The following is a 17,406-nucleotide window of genomic DNA, read 5'->3' on the forward strand; positions in this document are numbered from 1 at the left end:
GATTAGCCGTCTAGGAGCAGCCGTCCAAACGAACGGTAGTTGCGGGAAGGTGCGGCTGCGGCAAGCCACCTTCTCCCCGCCTGCGGGGAGAAGGTCCCGGCAGGGGGATGAGGGGCCAAACCAAACTGTAAGCTGAACCGAGCGCTTAGCCCGAAAGTACCATCGCCCAGAAGGGGCGGTTTCCCGAAGCGGCGTTCTGGGCGACGGCAACGCCGAGGCCACGGTAGTTGCCGAGCATGTTTTCGAGATGCTTCGGCGACTTGTACCAGGCGTCATAGGCGCGCTCGGCATCGTCCTGGCCCATGGCGATGTTTTCGGCGGCCGGAAGCGTCACGCCCTGGCCCTTCATGCGATCGTAAAAACTGTCGTTCCAGCCGATCAGGTGCTGCATCTTGCCAGCCTTGGCCATGCGTGCCGCCTGGTTCATGGCGGCGACCGAGGCCGCGTGGTCGGCAACGAGTTCCGTCAGCCCCTTGCCCTTGCGAAGCTTGTTGACATAGCCGAGGCTCGGCTCGGTCTGGTCGCTGCCGGTGCCGCTCGCGGGTGTCAGCACCTGGGACGTGGTACAGCCGGCGAGCGCGCCGAGCGAGAGGATGGCGGTGGCGTGCAGAAGGCCGCGGCGCTCGATCAGAAGAAAACGATCCTGCATCATCAGCGCCGGTAGTTCAGGACACGCAGGATGACGAAGGCCGGCACGACGATCACGGCACCGAGCAGCAGGTAGTCGCCGACGCGGCCAAGGGCTGCAAAGCCCGTGTACCAGAGGTCGAGCAGGAAGTTGCGGACGGCGAAGTAGATATCGGTCGGATACCAGCCGAACATCCTCATCACGAAGCCGACGAGGATCGACACGACGATGAGCTTGACCAGCACGCGCAGCGGCGAGTCACCCAAGAACCTGTTCATTCCGTCCGACATCCGCGAACTTCTCCTGTTTGTCTTCACATAAGCCGCGATCGGCAGCGTCGCAAGTCACCGACCCCTGGCGAGCGGGGCCCACTCTTTCGATCGCGCCAGATTCCGCTTGTGTTTTGCGGCATCCGGCGTCAGAAGCGCTGATCGCAAACAACATCTCACATTGATGACGCTCAACCAGCTCTCCTCCGGCGACCTGATCGCCGACCGCCGCGCCGACTACGCAAAAATGCTTGCCGAGGGCGGTGAGCCCGCAAGTGCGGCCGAACTCATGGCGCAAGCGCTGGAACAGGCACCCAACTGGGCAGCCGGCTGGTTTCGGCTCGCGGACTATGAAGAAAAATCTGGCCGTAAAGAGGCGGCGATCGACGCGCTTCGAAAAACACTGGCACTCAACCCCGAAGACATCTTCGGCGCCGGTCTGAAACTGGCGCTGCTTGGCGCGGCCGCCATGCCGGAGCAGCCGCCGAGCCTCTATGTCGAGCGGCTCTTCGACGACTATGCCGACCGCTTCGACAAGGCCCTGGTGGAGAAGCTCGGCTATACCGTGCCGCAGAAGCTCGCGGCGCTCATTCAAAGTCATATGGGGCAAAGCCATACGGGAGGCCTCATCTTCGAGCATGTGACGGATCTCGGCTGCGGCACCGGCCTCTTCGGCGAACGCATCCGGGATCAGGCACAGTTCCTCGAAGGTTTCGACATCTCCATCAACATGCTCGCCAAGGCCGAGGCGAAATCCACCTACGATCGGCTGGCCCGCGCCGATCTTTCGCTTTCCCCTGATGCCTCCGGCATCTTCGGCAATTTCGCCCCTGCCCGGGCCGATCTCGTCAGCGCCGCCGACGTTCTCATGTATCTCGGCAATCTCGACAGCGTCTTCGACATTACCCTCCGCCTGCTTGCCCCCGGCGGTCATTTCGCCTTCTCGGTCGAGGAAGCGGGCGATGACCTGGATTTCCTGCTGCGCCCTTCACTGCGCTACGCCCACAGTGAAGCCTATATCCGCGGACTGTGCTCCGCGCATGGGCTCACTCTGCTTTCCATCGAGCGCACGGCCATCCGCATGGATGCCGGTGAACCGGTTTTCGGCATCCTGTTCCTGGCGCGCAAGCCTGCATAAAACGCAAGGCAGAGTCGCAAAAATAGGTCAGCATAACTGACATATTTTTCTTGATTGTTGTTGTGCGTTGCAGCATTGCTCAGGCCATCGCAATCGAGGTTTTGCCATGGCTCAGATCAGCAGCGTTTTCGGTCTCTGGAATACCAGCCCAACCCGGCACTCGGCCGTCGAGGACCTGCAGGGCATCTTCACCGGCAGCCTGATTGCAGCACTCGGTCTCTATTTCCTCGCAAGCGCCGGCTTTTTGACCGGCAGCACCGCAGGCGTCGCCTTCCTCCTGCACTACGCGTTCGGCGTCAACTTCGGCCTCGCATTCTTCCTGCTCAACCTGCCGTTCTTCTATCTGTCGCTGAAACGGCTCGGCACGGCCTTCACGGTGAAGACCTTCATCGCCATCGGCCTGACCTCGTTCCTCACCGACATCCAGTCACGCCTCTTCCAGATCGGCACGATCCAGCCCGCCTGGGCGGCACTGCTCGGCGGCCTGCTGCTTGGCTACGGCTTGCTTGCGCTTTACCGCCACCGCGCCAGCCTCGGCGGCGTCGGCATTCTCGGCATTTATCTGCAGGAACGCTTCGGCATTCGCGCCGGTCTCGTGCAGCTGGCGATCGACATGGTCGTGCTCGTCTTCGCCTTCGGCGTAACCTCGCCCGAGGTCGTCGCCTGGTCGGTGCTCGGCGCGGTCGTGCTCAACCTGTTCGTTGCCATCAACCACCGCGCAGACCGCTACATCGCGCTCTAGAGCGCCGTGCGTTCATAGGAACGCAAAGGACCCTCCAGCGCGACGCAGATAGCCCCGAAGCGGACCTCGGGGCTATCTGGACTTTCACTCACGCGACGTTCAGGCAGCCATGACCGGCTGATCGACCGGGTGCTGCGACCGCAGGCCGACGGCGACGCGGTTCCAGACGTTGATGACGCCGATCGCCATGGTGATCTTGGTGATCTCGGCCTCGCTGAAATGCTCGCGCAGCGGCTCGAAGTCCGCGTCGGGCGCGCCGGTCTGGGCAAGGTTGGTCAGCGATTCCGTCCATGCGAGCACCGCACGTTCGCGGGCGTCATAGATCGGCGATTCCCGCCAGGCGCAGATCAGGTGGATCCACTGTTCGCTCATGCCGGTATGGCGCGCCTCTTTCACATGCATGTCGATGCAATAGGCGCAGCCGTTGATCTGCGAGGCCCTGAGCTTGATCAGGTGGATCAGGCGCGGCTCCAGGCCCGATTCCTTGATGATGTAGCTATCGAAGGCAGCGGCCGCCTTATAGGCATCGGGAGCGGCTTTGACGAAGTTGAAACGCGGCTGCATGGACTTCTCCTTGGGTTGAACGAGGGTGATTGATCAGACGCTGGCGGACGACTTGCGTTCGTTGATCGCCAGAAAAGCTTCGGTTCGTGCCGATACGCTGCCGTCATCCTTGGCATTGAGATCGTCCAGGATGCTGGCGATGGTCACGCGCCGGAGTTCGGCGCGGTAGGCCTGCTCGGCCTTCAGCATCGCGACATTGATGGTGCAGGGCGCGGTCGGCTTGCAGGCATAAGGATTGGGACCGCGAAGCCGGATTTCGTTGCAGCGGAACGCCGGTTCAGGGCCCTCGACCGCAAGCACGATGTCGAGCAGGGTGATCTTCTCCGGCGTGCGCGCAAGACGATAGCCGCCCTTGGGGCCAGGCACGGCCTCCAGCAATCCGGCTCCGGACATCGCCTGCAGGTGCTTCAAGAGGTAGCTGGTGGAAACGCCATGGAACTCGGCAAGCGCTGCCGCCGACAGGGTGCTGCCCGGCTGCAGACAGCTCAGCATCGTCACGCTGTGAATGGCCTGCTCGACCCCGTCACCGAGTTTCATGGGCGCCTCCCTAATCGTGGATATTTTTTATCTACGATATGAACAGGAGTCAATAGGCGCTGGCGTGGGTTGCAGGCGGGCTTCTCTTTTGCCGGATTTGATCTACCTTTGTTCTCCGTGAACAGGATCGATTCCAGAGAGCCGCAGGGCGATGCCCTGACCCTGCCCGCTCCCTTTCTGCGCTGGTTCGGCGAGAAGGGCTGGCGGCCGCGTGCGCACCAGCTGGAGCTGCTCGCCCGCGCCGAGGCCGGGGAAAGCACGCTGCTGATCGCGCCGACCGGCGCCGGCAAGACGCTTGCCGGCTTCCTGCCGTCTCTGGTCGATCTCACCCGACGCGGCAAGATCCCGCCGGGCGCAGCCTTCGTCGGCATCCACACGCTCTACATCTCGCCTCTGAAGGCGCTCGCCGTCGATATCGAGCGCAACCTGATGAAGCCGGTCGGGGAAATGGGGCTTCCGGTGCGGATCGAAAACCGCACCGGCGATACGCCCACGGCCAAGCGCCAGCGGCAGAAGCTCAATCCGCCTGACATTCTGCTGACGACGCCAGAACAGCTGGCGCTGCTGCTGGCCAACGGCGAGGCGCAACGCTTCTTCAAAGACCTGCGCTATGTCGTTTTCGACGAGCTGCATTCGCTGGTCACCTCCAAGCGCGGCCATCTTCTTTCCCTCGGTCTGGCGCGGCTGCGCCGGCTGGCGCCCGGCCTGCAGACGATCGGCCTTTCGGCGACCGTCGCCGACCCGATGGATCTGCAGCGATGGCTGGCGCCGCAACAGCCGGACGCGCGCAATCATGCCGGCCTCGTCCAGGTCCAGGGCGGCGCCAAGCCGCAGATCTCCATTCTCAAGACCGAGGAGCATGTGCCCTGGGCCGGACACTCGGCGCGCTATGCGATCGCCGACGTCTACGAGGCGATCAAGGAGCACGGCACCACCCTGCTCTTCGTCAATACCCGCAGCCAGGCGGAGCTGCTTTTCCAGGAGCTCTGGACGATCAACGACGACAACCTACCGATCGCGTTGCATCACGGCTCGCTCGATGTCGCCCAGCGCCGCAAGGTCGAGGCGGCGATGGCGGAGAACCGACTGCGCGCGGTCGTTGCGACCTCGACGCTCGACCTCGGCATTGACTGGGGCGATGTCGACCTCGTCGTGCATGTGGGCGCGCCGAAGGGCGCGAGCCGTCTTGCCCAGCGCATCGGCCGCGCCAACCACCGCATGGACGAACCGTCGAAGGCGATCCTGGTGCCGGCCAACCGCTTCGAGGTGATGGAATGCCAGGCAGCACTCGACGCCAACTATATCGGCGCGCAGGACACGCCGCCCGTCGGCAAGGGCGCGCTCGACGTGCTCGCCCAGCATGTGCTCGGCATGGCCTGCGCAGCCCCGTTCGATCCGCTCGCGCTCTTCGATGAAATCACCACGGCCTCACCCTACGCGACGCTTGCCTGGGAGACCTTCGAGCGCGTCATCGATTTCGTCGCGACCGGCGGTTATGCGCTGAAGACCTATGAGCGCTATGCCCGCATCCGCAAGACCAAGGACGGGCTCTACCGCGTCTCCAATCCGCTGGTGGCGCAGCAGTACCGGTTGAACGTCGGCACCATCGTCGAATCGCCGATGCTCAACGTGCGTTTGGTCAAGCGCAACGCCCGCGGGTCGCTCGGCCGCGGCGGCATGCCGCTTGGCAAGGTCGAGGAGTACTTCCTCGAAATGCTCTCGCAGGGCGACACCTTCATGTTCTCCGGCAAGGTGCTGCGCTTCGAGGGCATCCGCGAAAACGAATGCCTGGTCAGCCAGGCCTTCACCTTCGACCCGAAGGTGCCGAGCTATGCCGGCGGCAAGTTCCCGCTCTCGACCTATCTTGCCGAGCAGGTGCGCAGGATGCTCGCCGACCCGGCCCGCCGGGCAGCGCTGCCAGAACAGGTGCGCGACTGGCTGTCGCTGCAGAAGGACGTCTCGATGCTGCCGCGCGAGGACGAACTTCTGATCGAGACCTTTCCACGCGGCAGCCGCCATTACATGGTCATCTACGCTTTCGAGGGACGGCTGGCGCACCAGACGCTGGGCATGCTCTTGACCCGCCGGCTCGACCGCGCCGGGCTGAAACCGCTCGGCTTCGTCGCCACGGATTACTCGCTGGCGGTCTGGGCGCTCGACGACCTCGGCGCCACCTTCGAGCTCAGGCGCGGCGCGCTTGCCGATCTCTTCGACGAGGACATGCTCGGCGACGACCTGGAAGCGTGGCTGAATGAATCGTTCCTTTTGAAACGCACCTTCCGCAACTGCGCCGTCATCGCCGGGCTGATCGACCAGCGCCATCCCGGCAAGGAAAAGACCGGCCGGCAGGTGACGGTCTCCGCCGACCTCATTTACGACGTATTGCACGCGCACGAGCCCGATCACCTGCTGCTCGAAGCGACCCGCAACGACGCGGCAACGGGGCTTTTGGACATCGCTCGCCTCGGGGATATGCTGAAGCGAATCAAGGGCCACATCACCCACAGGCGGCTCGACCGGATCTCTCCGCTGGCGGTGCCCGTCATGCTGGAGATCGGCAAGGAAATGGTTCAGGGCGAGGCGCAGGACTTCCTGCTTTCGGAAGCCGCCGACGACCTGATCCACGAGGCGATGGGCGGCCTGGATGTGGATTGACAGGAAAGACGTTTAAGGATGAGCGGTCTGTCGCATCGGGTGGATTACCCTCCTCTGGAGGCCTTGTCGCGTCCGGCGGCATACCCCCCTCTGGCCTGCCGGCCATCTCCCCCACAAGGGGGGAGAATACGTGCGGCTCGCTCCGCATACCCATGCGAACATACACCTGCTGCACGAATGTTCCTGGTGGAGCGAGCGGCCAGCCGCGGCTCGATCTCCCCCCTTGTGGGGGAGACGGCCGACAGGCCAGAGGGGGGTGCTGGGCCGCTCAATCCTCAGCTCAGCAGGGTGGCATGACCATGCACCGCCTCGCCCTCTCGGCCCAGACGACTGCCCCTCTCCTTAACGCCCAGACAATCATCAATGGCGTCACGGCGATCTGCGATCCGCTTGGCAGCCTCTATCTGCCGGAGACCGGAACGCTGGTCGTTTCCGACCTGCATCTGGAAAAGGGCTCGGCCTTTGCCCGGCGCGGCATGCTGCTTCCGCCCTATGACACGCTGGCGACGCTGCGCGTGCTCGAAGCGGCGATCACCCGCCACGACCCGAAGCTCGTCATCAGCCTCGGCGACAATTTTCACGATCGCGTCGGCTCGGCGGTGATGCCGGACGCCTTTCGCCACATGATCGCGGCCATGGCGCACGGGCGCGAATGGGTGTGGATCAACGGCAACCACGACCCGGACGGCGCTTTCGGCTTGCCGGGCGCCTCGATGGACGAACTTAGGCATGCGGGCCTGATCTTCCGGCACGAGCCGAAGCGCGGCGAGGCCATCGGCGAAATTGCCGGCCATCTGCATCCGGCCGCAACGGTGGTGAGACGGGAAAGAGCCGTGCGCCGCGCCTGCTTTGCGACCGATGGCACGCGCATGCTGATGCCGGCTTTCGGCGTCACCACCGGCGGGCTCGATCTCAGGCACCGGGCCATGACCGGCCTCTTCGATCGCAGCAAGCTTGTCGCCCACATGCTCGGGCGCGACCGGATCTACTCGGTGCGGTTTGCCAATCTGATCGCCTGACGAGAGCGGCGAAAACGACGCGGCCCTCCCGCGCCGAGGATCCGCTTGCGGTCAGAATGCGTTGAAGGTCAGCGTCGTCAGCGAGCGCGAAATGCCCGGCACCGTGGCAATGTTGTCGTTGATGAACTTGCCGATGTCCTGGCCTTCTTCGATGTAGACCTTGATGATCAGGTCATAGTCGCCGCTCGTCGAATACATCTCCGAAACGATCTCCTTGCGGTAGATCTCGTCGGCGACCTCGTAGGTCTTGCCGGGAGCGCACTGCAACTGGACAAAAATCGGTTTCATCGAGCTTCCTCTGTTTTTTATTTGCGGCGGCATGCGCTGATGAAACGCATGCGGCATGCCTTTCCATAGCGCTCCGGCGCGCAAAAGGAAACGTCAGCGAAGATCACCCGTCACTATTCCTTGCGGAAAATCAGGCTCGCGCCCCAGCCGGTGATGACCGCGAGCAGCACCGCCATGAGACCGTAGAGCAGCGGCTGCTGGTGTGCCGCCTGGGTAATGAACTGTTCGAGGCCGGTCTTGACGACACGCAGCGGCAGCGCCTTGGCGGCGACGAAGACGCCGTCGCGGAACAGATAGGCGCGTACCACATGCACGCCGTTCGGCACGTTCGCCGGCAGGCGCACCGACGCCTTGAACAGACTGGAGCTGATGAACTGCACGCCGCCGGGATCGCGCTCGTAGACGCCGCTGGTCTCGCGGATGCGGCGGAAGGCGTTGCGGAACTCGCCGAGATTGCTGCCGTCGCCGACGAAGCCGAGCGGCACGAGCCGCATGTGATCGACGCCGATGCCCATATTGCCCATCTCGCCGGGCGGCGCGATCGTCTCGATATCGCGCGTCGACGACAGCGAATAGGATTCCGGCACCAGCTCGAAGGTCATGGAGCTGGTGTTCACCCATATGCCGAAGACGCGCTCCTTCTTGCGCACCGTCGCATTGTCCTTGGGGCCCTCGAGACTGACGACGATGTTGTATCGGCCCTGCGCGAGCAGGCTCTGGTCGAAGCCGTCGACGGCGCCGAAGATCGTCAGGTCCGCGCCGCGAAAATCGGAGGTGATGGCGATCTCGTCGGTCGAGATGCCGATCTCCAGCTTCTCGGTGAAGTCGGCGTTCTCGTCCTGGATCGCCGCGAGGGCCGACGCGGCAAAGACGAGCGCCAGTAGAGCAAGAGCTGTGCGGGCGAAGCGGCGCATCAGAAGCCGAACCCCGCGGATACGACCGAATAGATGTCCTTCGGCGGAATGATGAGCTCGATCGCCAGACGAATGCCAACGGCAAGAACAAGCAATGCCAACAATGCGCGCAGCTGTTCGCCGCGCAGCTTCTGGCCGACGCGCACGCCATACTGGGCACCGATGACGCCGGCGATCATCAGCACGAAGGCGAGCACGATATCGACGGTGTAGTTGGTCGAGGCCTGGACGATGACCGTGTAGGCCGAGACGAAGATAATCTGGAACAGCGACGTGCCGACGACGACATTGGTCGGGATGCGCAGGAGATAGATCATCGCCGGCACCATGATGAAGCCGCCGCCGACGCCCATGACCGAGGTCAGGATGCCGATGCAGAAGCCGAGGCCGGCGACCGGGATGACGCTCAGATAGATCTTCGATTTCTTGAAGCGCATCTTCAAGGGCAGGCCGTGCACCCAGTTGTGCTGGCCGGGGCGACGCAGGGTGGTCTGCTGGTTCTTGGCCGCCTTGCGCATGGCGGTGATGCTCTCCCAGAGCATCAGTCCGCCAACGGTGCTGAGCAACACGACGTAGAGCAGGGAAATGACAAGGTCGAGCTGACCGATGCGGCGCAGCAGCGAGAAAAGCCAGACGCCGATGGTGGCACCGGCAAGACCGCCGCACAGCAGCACCGTGCCAAGCTTAATGTCGATCGTGCCGCGCCGGAAATGCGTAATCGCACCCGAGATCGACGAGGCCACCACCTGGTTGGCACCGGTTGCCACCGCCACGACGGGAGGAATGTTATAGAAGATCAGGAGCGGGGTGATCAGGAATCCGCCACCGACGCCGAACATGCCGGACAGAAAGCCGACGGCAGCGCCCATACCGAGAATGATGAGTATGTTCACCGACAATTCTGCGATGGGCAGATAGATCGTCACGCCGGATCCTCGATATGCCAACGGCCCGCGATGCGGGCGAACCAGTTAGTGTGGCAAGCAAATCACCACGATTGAGGGATTATTCGAAGGGCCGGCACCTCTCCCGAGGGCGAGGCGGCCTCCGTCATGCACTCCTGCAGCGTTGCGCTTCCGCCAGGACGTGCCAAGGCCACAAATCGGACCTTGATTGCTGCATCGGTTCTTCCTTAGCCCGATTCCGATTAAGGAATTATGCAGCAGCCCGAGATTTCAACCTTTTCAGCCACATGGCGGATGGCTTCGCCACCCGCAACCCGTGTCGCCCGGCTCTGCGGCTTTATTACGGCGCTGGGCCCAAGGGTCAGGAATTGCGTTTCAGCAATTCCTTGACCAGCTGCTCGGTGATTTCGCCCGTCGGCTCCTGGCCGACCGACTTCTGGAAGGCCTTGATGGCGGCGACGGTCTTCTTGCCCATCTGGCCATCCGGCTTGCCGGCGTCGAAGCCGTTGTTGTTGAGGATCGCCTGGATGTTGCGAACCGCCTTGCTCATGTCGACGCTGGCAGTCTTGTTGGCCGGACCGACCCAGGCATCCGGAACGTCGACGCTGTTCGCCTTGGCGTCGACCGGCTCGGCCTTCCAGGCTTCCGCCTTGGCCTTGGCGCTTTCGAGCTGCGCCGGCTTCATCGCCTTGGCAACTTCGTCGCGCTTGGCGCCGGCATCGAGATCGCCTTCGCGGGCAGCGGCCGAGAACCACTTGTAGGATTCCGTCAGGTCCTGCGGCACGCCGTTGCCACGGGCATAGAGGACCGCAAGGTTGAACTGGCTGTCGCGGATGCCGAGTTCGGCAGCCTTCGCAAACCACTTCGTTGCCTCGTTAAAGTCAGGCGCGCCATCGCGGCCGCTTGCCAGCATGACCGCGAGGTTGTGCATGGCGCTGGCGTTGCCCTGGCCGGCGGAGGCGAGATAGAGCGCCTTCGCCTTGGCCGCGTCGCGCGTCACGCCGGTGCCCTTCTCGTAAAGGGTTGCGAGGCGGTACTGTGCCGGCACCACACCGGCATCGGCGGCGCGCTGATACCATTTCGCGGCTTCCGCCATGTTTTCCTGCACGCCGCGGCCCTCGGTGAAGCGCACGGCGATCTCGTAGAAGGCGAGCGGGTCGCCACCCTTGGCGGCCGTCACCAGCGCGACCGGACCGAAACCTTCCGGCAACACGATGTCGGCGGGTACAGCTGCAGCGGCTGTCGTCGACGGGGTCATCGCGGCGCCAGCGGCCGGCGCGCTTGCGAGCGAAGCGTTCGCCACCGGCGTCGCAGCGGCCGGAGCCGGCTGGAACTCGGTGACCGGCGTCTTCGTCTCGGCGACCGGCGCAAGCATCGGCGCCTTGCCTTCCGTGGGCGTTGCAAAAGTGGTCGTCGGCACTGTCGTCGCGGTCACCGCGATCGAGGCCTCGGGGGTCTTCGCCGGCGTTTCGACGGAATCGAGCGGCGCCGCGACAGCCGTTTCGGACGCGGTAACCGGTGCTTCCTGTGCCGTGACGGGTGCGCTCGGCGTCAGCTGGTCGTCGGCGGCCTTGAACTCTGCTGCCTGCGGGGTGACCGTCTGCTCGATGACCGCCACCGGTTCGGCCGACATCTCCTTCTTGTTCAGCATCGAGCTGACCATCGGGTAGGACATGATCGCCAAAAGAACCGCGCCGACGGCCATGAGGATCGGCCGGCGATGGCGGGCAAAGGCGCCGCCGATACCGGCCGTCGCTGCCTTGTCGCCGGTCTTGTTGAGCGTGTCGGCCTCTTCCACGGCAAGCTGGGCGGCGCGGCGGGCAGCGGCGATGAAGTCCGACTTGTCGCCGTCGGCCGGCTGGATGCCCGCCTTGTTCATCTGTCCGGCGCGCACGCGCTCCAGAATCTTCTTGACGTCGGGAACACCGGAGCCCGGCTCGAGCAGCTGGTTGGCTTCTTCCGGCGCCAGCATTTCGGAGGGATCGATCGACGGGGCCGGCTCGACGAGCTTGCGCGCCTCACCCGGTGCCTGTTCGGAGCGCTTGCCGGAAAAGCGCCGGGTGAGGCCGGCGAGCAGGCCCGTGCGCGACGGAGCCGCCGGTTCGCGCGGCTCTTCGAGTTCGACGGTCGAGACCTGCGCATCGTCGGCAAAGGCCGTTGCCGGTTCGGCGGCCTGGGCTGCGACGGCCTGGTCCTCCGCCTGGAGGGCACGGACATTGCGCTGCAGATCGTCGTAGCGATCATCGAGATCGCCGCTGCCGAACGGGTCGCTGAACTCCGGCTGGGCGGCGCGCGGCATCTCAACCGCTTCGCGCGTCACCGCCATGGCAGGCTGGGCCGCCATCGCCGGCTCGCGGTTTTCAATCCGCTCCAGTTTGTCGGCGATGTGAACGAGGGTTTCGTGCAGCGCCTCAAAGGTGCGCGCCGTCCGCTCTTCGCTCGAGCGGCTCAAGTCCTCAAGCGTCCTCAAGTCTTCGGCAAGCGCCGAGATCGCGGCCAGGTCGCCACCGGAGGTTTGCGCAGGGCTATTCTTGGAATAGGCTTCCATGACCGCTTCGGCTGCCTGGCGGGCGGCTTCGACGATGTATTCGTCGCTGGTCGAGAAATAGTCCTCAAGCGCGGTCATGCGGCTTTCGAAGTCGACGGGCATGGCGCCCTGCGCGACGTCCGCCCGCGGCTGGCTGACCAGCGTCGACAGGTTGGCAATCTGGGCTTCAAGGTTCTGAAGTGCTGCGCGGTCGTCGAACGGCGCGGCGTAGGTCTCTTCGAGACGCTGGGCGATACCGACGAGGCGATCTTCCAGGCGGTCGAAACGCGGATCGGAAACAGGCTGGGCGCCATGGGCGTCAAGCTCGTCGATCCTGCGGGCGAGATAGTCCAACCGCTCAGCCAGAGCATCGTTGACGCTGCCCTGGTCGAGGGCCTCGATCTTGCGGGAGATGTCCGACAGGTAATCGTTGAGGTCCGACTGCGCGGTCCTGTTGCTGCGCTCCATCATCAGCGAAAGCTGGTCGAGGCGCTCTTCCAGGCGGGCGGCCGCCTTTTCGCTGGCGAGATCCTCGACCCGGACGGTCAGGGCTTCCAGGCGGGCGCCGAGGCCACCGTCGTTCGGACGCGACAGGTTGTCGATCTGAAGGGAGAGGTCGCCGAGCCGGCTTTCGAGCCGATTGACGAAGCCGCTATCGAGGCCCGGGGTCGTGCGGCTGCTGGCGGCGATGGCGCGGCTGATTTCGTCGAGCCGGCTGTCGAGATCGGCAAATTGCGAGACGAGGCGACGATCGTCCGGCTGGATCTGGCGGCTCAGCATCTCGATCGCCTGGGCGACCGCGATCAGCTTGTCTTCGAGCGCGTCGACGGCGGAACTGCCCTGGAGCGCGCCGATCTGCGACTTGATCTCGTCCAGCCGATAGGCGAGCGCGACCAGCTCGTCGTCGCGGTTCTGATCAAAGGCCATCAGCCGGTCTTCGACACCGCTCCAGCGGTTTTCCATGCGGCGCATGCTGTCTTCGCGCGCAAGACCGTCGATCATCGCGCGCAGTTCGTCGAAATCGCCGCGCAACGCATCGGCCTGAGCGGGCGACGCCTGGCGGCCAAGATGCTGGATGCTGTCGGCAAGGCGCTGCATGTCGCCGCGCACGTCTTCGGCAAAGCTGTGATCCTGCGCCTGGGCCTTGATGCCGCGAATTTCGGAGCGCAGCGAATTCATCTCGCGCGTCAGGCCGTCGGTGATGTCGCGCTTCAGGTCCTGGCGCAAACCGACGAGCGCTTCGGCGATTTCGCTGACGGCCGCGGACGGGCGCTGCGGCTGGCTATGAAGCTGGGGGCGCGGCTCCTCGACGAAACGGTCGGCGACGGGGCGTTCAGGGGCATAACGTTCCGGCTCGCGCTGCGGCAGCCGGTCGCGAAGCGACGGACGCTCGCGCGACGCGCTGAGGCTGCGCTGGCGCTGCATGATTTCTGCGACGGCGTCACGGGGCTGTACCGGTTCGCGGATCGGTTCGCGGGCGGGCTGGCGCTCGCGCTCGGGCGATCTTGGCGCCGGGTCGCGGGCCGTGCCGCTCATCAGGCCTTCGATCCGCGCCTCCAATCCCTCGATGGTGCGGTTCAAGGCGTCGAGCGACGGCCGCTCGCTATAGGACTGGCTGCCTGCGCGCTGAGGATTTGATCGCAATCCGCTCATGGTGTTCTTCGCCCCTGTCGTCGGCCATCTCGAAAGTCGTCACGGAAGAAAACTGCTTTCTTCACCCCTGTGGCGCTTCCGACGCGGGCAAAACTACAACGATGCGACGCCAGGACAGGTTGCAGCTTTGACCATCTCAACACGCACCTTTCACGAAACGTGGTAAACAAGCGGTTAACCTGCGGATGATTTTTTAACGATTTGGCAGGATCGTGCGTCGGATGCGCTCGGACCGCGTAGAATCTCCAGGAAAGGCCGGCCCGCCAACGAAATTGCACGTCGCACAATTTTTGACGTTTACGCAAACGTCAAAATTTCGTAGCATCCGGCCAACGATGCGAGACCGCCCCGGCGGCATCCCTCTTTCCCGTGGAGCCACGGGAGGGGGAAGATGCCCTGGAATCAATGAGGATGGCGGCGCATCCGGCATCCTGCAACCGGGCGTCGACGACGAGACACGGCGGCCCGAAGCACCAAAGGCGAGGAAAGAATGCCCATCTACAAGGCCCCGGTCGACGATACCCTCTTCATCCTGAACGACGTGCTCGGCATCGAGCGCTACAACAACCTGCCCGGTTTTGCCGACGCGACGCCCGACATGATCGAGGCGATCGTCGGCGAGGCTGCCAAGCTTGCCGAGGAGGCCCTGTTTCCGGTCAATCTTTCCGGCGACCAGGAAGGCTGCAAGCGCCGCGACGACGGTTCGGTGAGCGTGCCGAAGGGCTTCAAGGAAGCCTTTGATCTCTACCGCGAAGGCGGCTGGCTCGGCCTTGCCGTGCCTGAGGAATTCGGCGGCCAGGGACTGCCCTATACGCTGCACACCGCCGTCGGCGAATATATGTCGTCGGCCAACATGGCGCTGACCATGTATCCGGGTCTCACCCAGGGCGCGATCGCCGCGATCCTCGTCCATGGCACCGACGATCAGAAACAGGCCTATCTGCCGAAGATGGTTGCCGGCACCTGGACCGGCACGATGAACCTGACCGAGCCGCATTGCGGCACCGACCTCGGCCTGCTGCGCACCAAGGCGGTGCCCACTGGCAACGGCGCCTACAAGATCTCCGGCCAGAAGATCTTCATCTCGGCCGGCGAACATGACATGTCGGACAACATCATCCATCTGGTGCTTGCCCGCATCGAGGGCGCGCCGGAGGGTGTGAAGGGGATTTCGCTGTTCATCGTACCGAAGTTCAAGCTCGATGCCGCCGGCGAGCCGGGCGAACGCAACGGCGTTTCCTGCGGCGCGATCGAGCACAAGATGGGCATCCACGGCAACTCGACCTGCGTCATGAATTATGACGAGGCCGAGGGCTATCTCATCGGCGCGGAGAACAAGGGCCTCAACGCCATGTTCGTGATGATGAACGAAGCCCGCCTCGGCGTTGGCCTTCAGGGCCTGTCGATCGCCGAAATCGCCTACCAGAACGCCGCCAACTATGCGCGCGACCGCATCCAGGGCCGCTCGCTCTCCGGCCCGAAAGCGCCGGACAAGAAGGCCGACCCGATCATCGTGCATCCGGACGTGCGCCGCACGCTGATGACGATCCGCGCCTTCAACGAGGCCGGCCGCGCCTTCACGCTCTGGACCGCGCTCAAGTCCGACATCGCCCACCGCTCCGACAATGACGCCGATCGCCAGACGGCCGACGACATCCTCGGCCTGATGACCCCGATCCTCAAGGGTGTGATGACCGACAAGGGCTTCGACCACGCCGTCATGGCGCAGCAGATGTTCGGCGGCCACGGCTACATCGAAGAACACGGGATGAGCCAGTATGTCCGCGACGCCCGCATCGCGATGATCTACGAAGGCGCCAACGGCATCCAGGCGCTCGACCTCGTCGGCCGCAAGCTCGGCCTCAACGGCGGTCGCGCCGTCATGGCGCTGTTCAAGGAGATCGGCGACTTCTGCGAGGAAAACCGCAGCAACGAAAAGCTCGCCGCCTATACCAAGGCGCTGAAGAAGGGCCTCAACGACCTGCAGGCCGCCACCATGTGGTTCATGCAGAACGCGATGGCCAAGCCCGACAATGCCGGTGCCGGCTCCACCGACTACATGCACCTCTTCGGCCTCGTCGTTCTTGGCTACATGTGGGCAAAGATCGCCAAGACGGCCGAGGAAAAGCTTGCCTCTGGCGAAACGGCGCGCGCAGACTATCTGAAGAACAAGCTGATCACCGCGACCTTCTTCATGGAAAGGATCCTGCCGGAAACGGCCCTGCGCAAGGCTCGCATCGAAACCGGCGCCGATACGCTGATGGCGCTCGACGCGGCCGCTTTCTGAGCCGTTCGATTTCTAGTGTTATGACGGGCAGCACCTGATGGTGCTGCCGAAAGGGAGATGAGACATGACGAAAGTCTTCGTTTACGACCACGTGCGCACGCCGCGCGGCCGTGGCAAGAAGGACGGATCGCTGCACGAAGTGCCGTCCGTCCGCCTCGCCGCCAAGATGCTGGAAGCAGTGCGCGACCGCAACGACCTCGACACCGCAACCGTTGACGACATCATCATGGGCTGCGTCGATCCGGTCATGGACGCCGGTGCGGTTATTCCGAAGGCGGCCGCCTTCGAAGCCGGCTATTCCACCCGCGCGCCCGGCATGCAGATCTCGCGCTTCTGCGCCTCCGGCCTCGACGCCATCAACTTCGGCGCGGCCAAGATCGCTCAAGGCGCCGACGACATCGTCATTGCCGGTGGCGTCGAATCGATGTCGCGCGTCGGCCTCGGCATGTCCGGCGGCTCCTGGTTCATGGACCCCTCGGTCAACCTGCCGGCCTTCTTCATGCCGCAGGGCGTTTCAGCCGACCTGATCGCCACCAAGTACGGCTTTACCCGTGACGACGTCGACGCCTATGCGGTGGAAAGCCAGAAGCGCGCAGCGCATGCCTGGGAAAAGGGCTACTTCAAGAAGTCGGTCGTACCCTTCAAGGACCAGAATGGTCTGACCATCCTCGACCGTGACGAGCACATGCGTCCGGGCACCGACATGCAGGCGCTCGCCTCGCTCAATCCGTCCTTCCAGATGCCGGGCGAAATGGGCGGCTTCGAAGCCGTCGGCATCCAGGCGCATCCGGAAATCGAGAAGATCAACTACGTGCACCACGCCGGCAACTCTTCCGGAATCGTCGACGGCGCCGCCGCCGTGCTGCTCGGCTCCAAGGCCGGCGGCGAAAGCATGGGCCTGAAACCGCGCGCCCGCATCCGCGCCTTCGCCAATATCGGCTCCGATCCGGCGCTGATGCTGACGGGCCCTGTCGACGTCACCGAAAAGCTCCTGAAGCGCGCCGACATGAAGCTGTCGGACATCGACCTCTTCGAGCTCAACGAAGCCTTCGCCGCCGTCGTGCTGCGCTACATGCAGGCCTTCGAGATCCCGCACGACAAGATCAACGTCAACGGCGGCGCGATCGCCATGGGCCATCCGCTGGGTGCAACCGGCGCGATGATCCTCGGGACCGTGCTCGACGAACTGGAACGCCGCGACCTCAACACCGCGCTCGTCACCCTTTGCATCGGCGCCGGCATGGGCACGGCCACGATCATCGAAAGGGTCTGACGATGGA

At 64.2% G+C, this 17,406-nt stretch carries 14 protein-coding genes; 6 read left to right on the top strand and 8 right to left on the bottom strand.

Annotation, left to right across the window (positions count from 1 at the left end):
• Positions 1-145 precede the first annotated feature (145 nt).
• Positions 146-649, bottom strand: coding sequence for a CAP domain-containing protein (locus XB14_RS15445; RefSeq protein ID WP_077962940.1), 504 nt, complete (start codon positions 647-649; stop codon positions 146-148).
• A 2-nt stretch (positions 650-651) separates the two neighbouring features.
• The gene (locus XB14_RS15450; RefSeq protein ID WP_077962459.1) at positions 652-918 is read right to left on the bottom strand and encodes a DUF6460 domain-containing protein; all 267 of its coding nucleotides are present in this window, start codon (positions 916-918) and stop codon (positions 652-654) included.
• A gap of 163 nt (positions 919-1,081) precedes the next feature.
• Here XB14_RS15450 and XB14_RS15455 point away from each other — a divergent pair, with 163 nt between their 5' ends.
• Both XB14_RS15455 and XB14_RS15460 read left to right on the top strand, forming a co-directional pair.
• Positions 1,082-2,035, top strand: coding sequence for a methyltransferase (locus tag XB14_RS15455; protein WP_077962460.1), 954 nt, complete (start codon positions 1,082-1,084; stop codon positions 2,033-2,035).
• Positions 2,036-2,141: 106 nt separating this feature from the next.
• The gene (locus tag XB14_RS15460) at positions 2,142-2,777 is read left to right on the top strand and encodes a YitT family protein (protein ID WP_077962461.1); all 636 of its coding nucleotides are present in this window, start codon (positions 2,142-2,144) and stop codon (positions 2,775-2,777) included.
• 99 nt (positions 2,778-2,876) lie between these two features.
• Here XB14_RS15460 and XB14_RS15465 read toward each other — a convergent pair whose 3' ends face one another.
• Together XB14_RS15465 and XB14_RS15470 are read right to left on the bottom strand one after the other, a co-directional pair.
• The gene (locus XB14_RS15465; RefSeq protein WP_077962462.1) at positions 2,877-3,341 is read right to left on the bottom strand and encodes a carboxymuconolactone decarboxylase family protein; all 465 of its coding nucleotides are present in this window, start codon (positions 3,339-3,341) and stop codon (positions 2,877-2,879) included.
• A gap of 33 nt (positions 3,342-3,374) precedes the next feature.
• Positions 3,375-3,878 carry an Rrf2 family transcriptional regulator gene (locus XB14_RS15470; protein ID WP_077962463.1) on the bottom strand — a complete coding sequence of 168 codons (504 nt, stop codon included), beginning with the start codon at positions 3,876-3,878 and terminating at the stop codon, positions 3,375-3,377.
• Between the two features lie 108 nt (positions 3,879-3,986).
• On the opposite strand from XB14_RS15470, the gene XB14_RS15475 reads away from it, so the two are divergent.
• Together XB14_RS15475 and pdeM are read left to right on the top strand one after the other, a co-directional pair.
• The gene (locus XB14_RS15475; protein ID WP_077962464.1) at positions 3,987-6,533 is read left to right on the top strand and encodes a ligase-associated DNA damage response DEXH box helicase; all 2,547 of its coding nucleotides are present in this window, start codon (positions 3,987-3,989) and stop codon (positions 6,531-6,533) included.
• A 293-nt stretch (positions 6,534-6,826) separates the two neighbouring features.
• Positions 6,827-7,552 carry a ligase-associated DNA damage response endonuclease PdeM gene (gene pdeM, locus XB14_RS15480; RefSeq protein ID WP_143348396.1) on the top strand — a complete coding sequence of 242 codons (726 nt, stop codon included), beginning with the start codon at positions 6,827-6,829 and terminating at the stop codon, positions 7,550-7,552.
• Positions 7,553-7,603: 51 nt separating this feature from the next.
• Here the strand turns inward: pdeM and XB14_RS15485 are convergent, their stop codons facing one another.
• The 4 genes from XB14_RS15485 to XB14_RS15500 form a co-directional block, all read right to left on the bottom strand.
• Entirely contained in the window at positions 7,604-7,840 is a 237-nt protein-coding gene (locus tag XB14_RS15485) for an Lrp/AsnC ligand binding domain-containing protein (protein WP_034797129.1), read from the bottom strand.
• A 113-nt stretch (positions 7,841-7,953) separates the two neighbouring features.
• Complete coding sequence (locus XB14_RS15490) at positions 7,954-8,754, bottom strand: TIGR02186 family protein (protein ID WP_077962465.1); 801 nt, start codon at positions 8,752-8,754, stop codon at positions 7,954-7,956.
• Complete coding sequence (locus tag XB14_RS15495; RefSeq protein WP_077962466.1) at positions 8,754-9,680, bottom strand: sulfite exporter TauE/SafE family protein; 927 nt, start codon at positions 9,678-9,680, stop codon at positions 8,754-8,756. The genes XB14_RS15490 and XB14_RS15495 overlap by 1 nt, the downstream gene beginning before the upstream one ends.
• 340 nt (positions 9,681-10,020) lie before the next feature.
• A complete protein-coding gene (locus XB14_RS15500; RefSeq protein WP_077962467.1) occupies positions 10,021-13,839 on the bottom strand; it encodes a peptidoglycan-binding protein in 3,819 nt (1,272 codons plus the stop codon).
• 490 nt (positions 13,840-14,329) lie between these two features.
• Here XB14_RS15500 and XB14_RS15505 point away from each other — a divergent pair, with 490 nt between their 5' ends.
• Both XB14_RS15505 and XB14_RS15510 read left to right on the top strand, forming a co-directional pair.
• A complete protein-coding gene (locus tag XB14_RS15505; RefSeq protein ID WP_077962468.1) occupies positions 14,330-16,126 on the top strand; it encodes an acyl-CoA dehydrogenase C-terminal domain-containing protein in 1,797 nt (598 codons plus the stop codon).
• Positions 16,127-16,190: 64 nt separating this feature from the next.
• Complete coding sequence (locus XB14_RS15510) at positions 16,191-17,399, top strand: acetyl-CoA C-acetyltransferase (protein ID WP_077962469.1); 1,209 nt, start codon at positions 16,191-16,193, stop codon at positions 17,397-17,399.
• Positions 17,400-17,406 lie beyond the last annotated feature (7 nt).

The organism is Ensifer adhaerens (genome assembly GCF_002007205.1).
In the GTDB taxonomy this organism is placed as follows: domain Bacteria; phylum Pseudomonadota; class Alphaproteobacteria; order Rhizobiales; family Rhizobiaceae; genus Ensifer; species Ensifer adhaerens_D.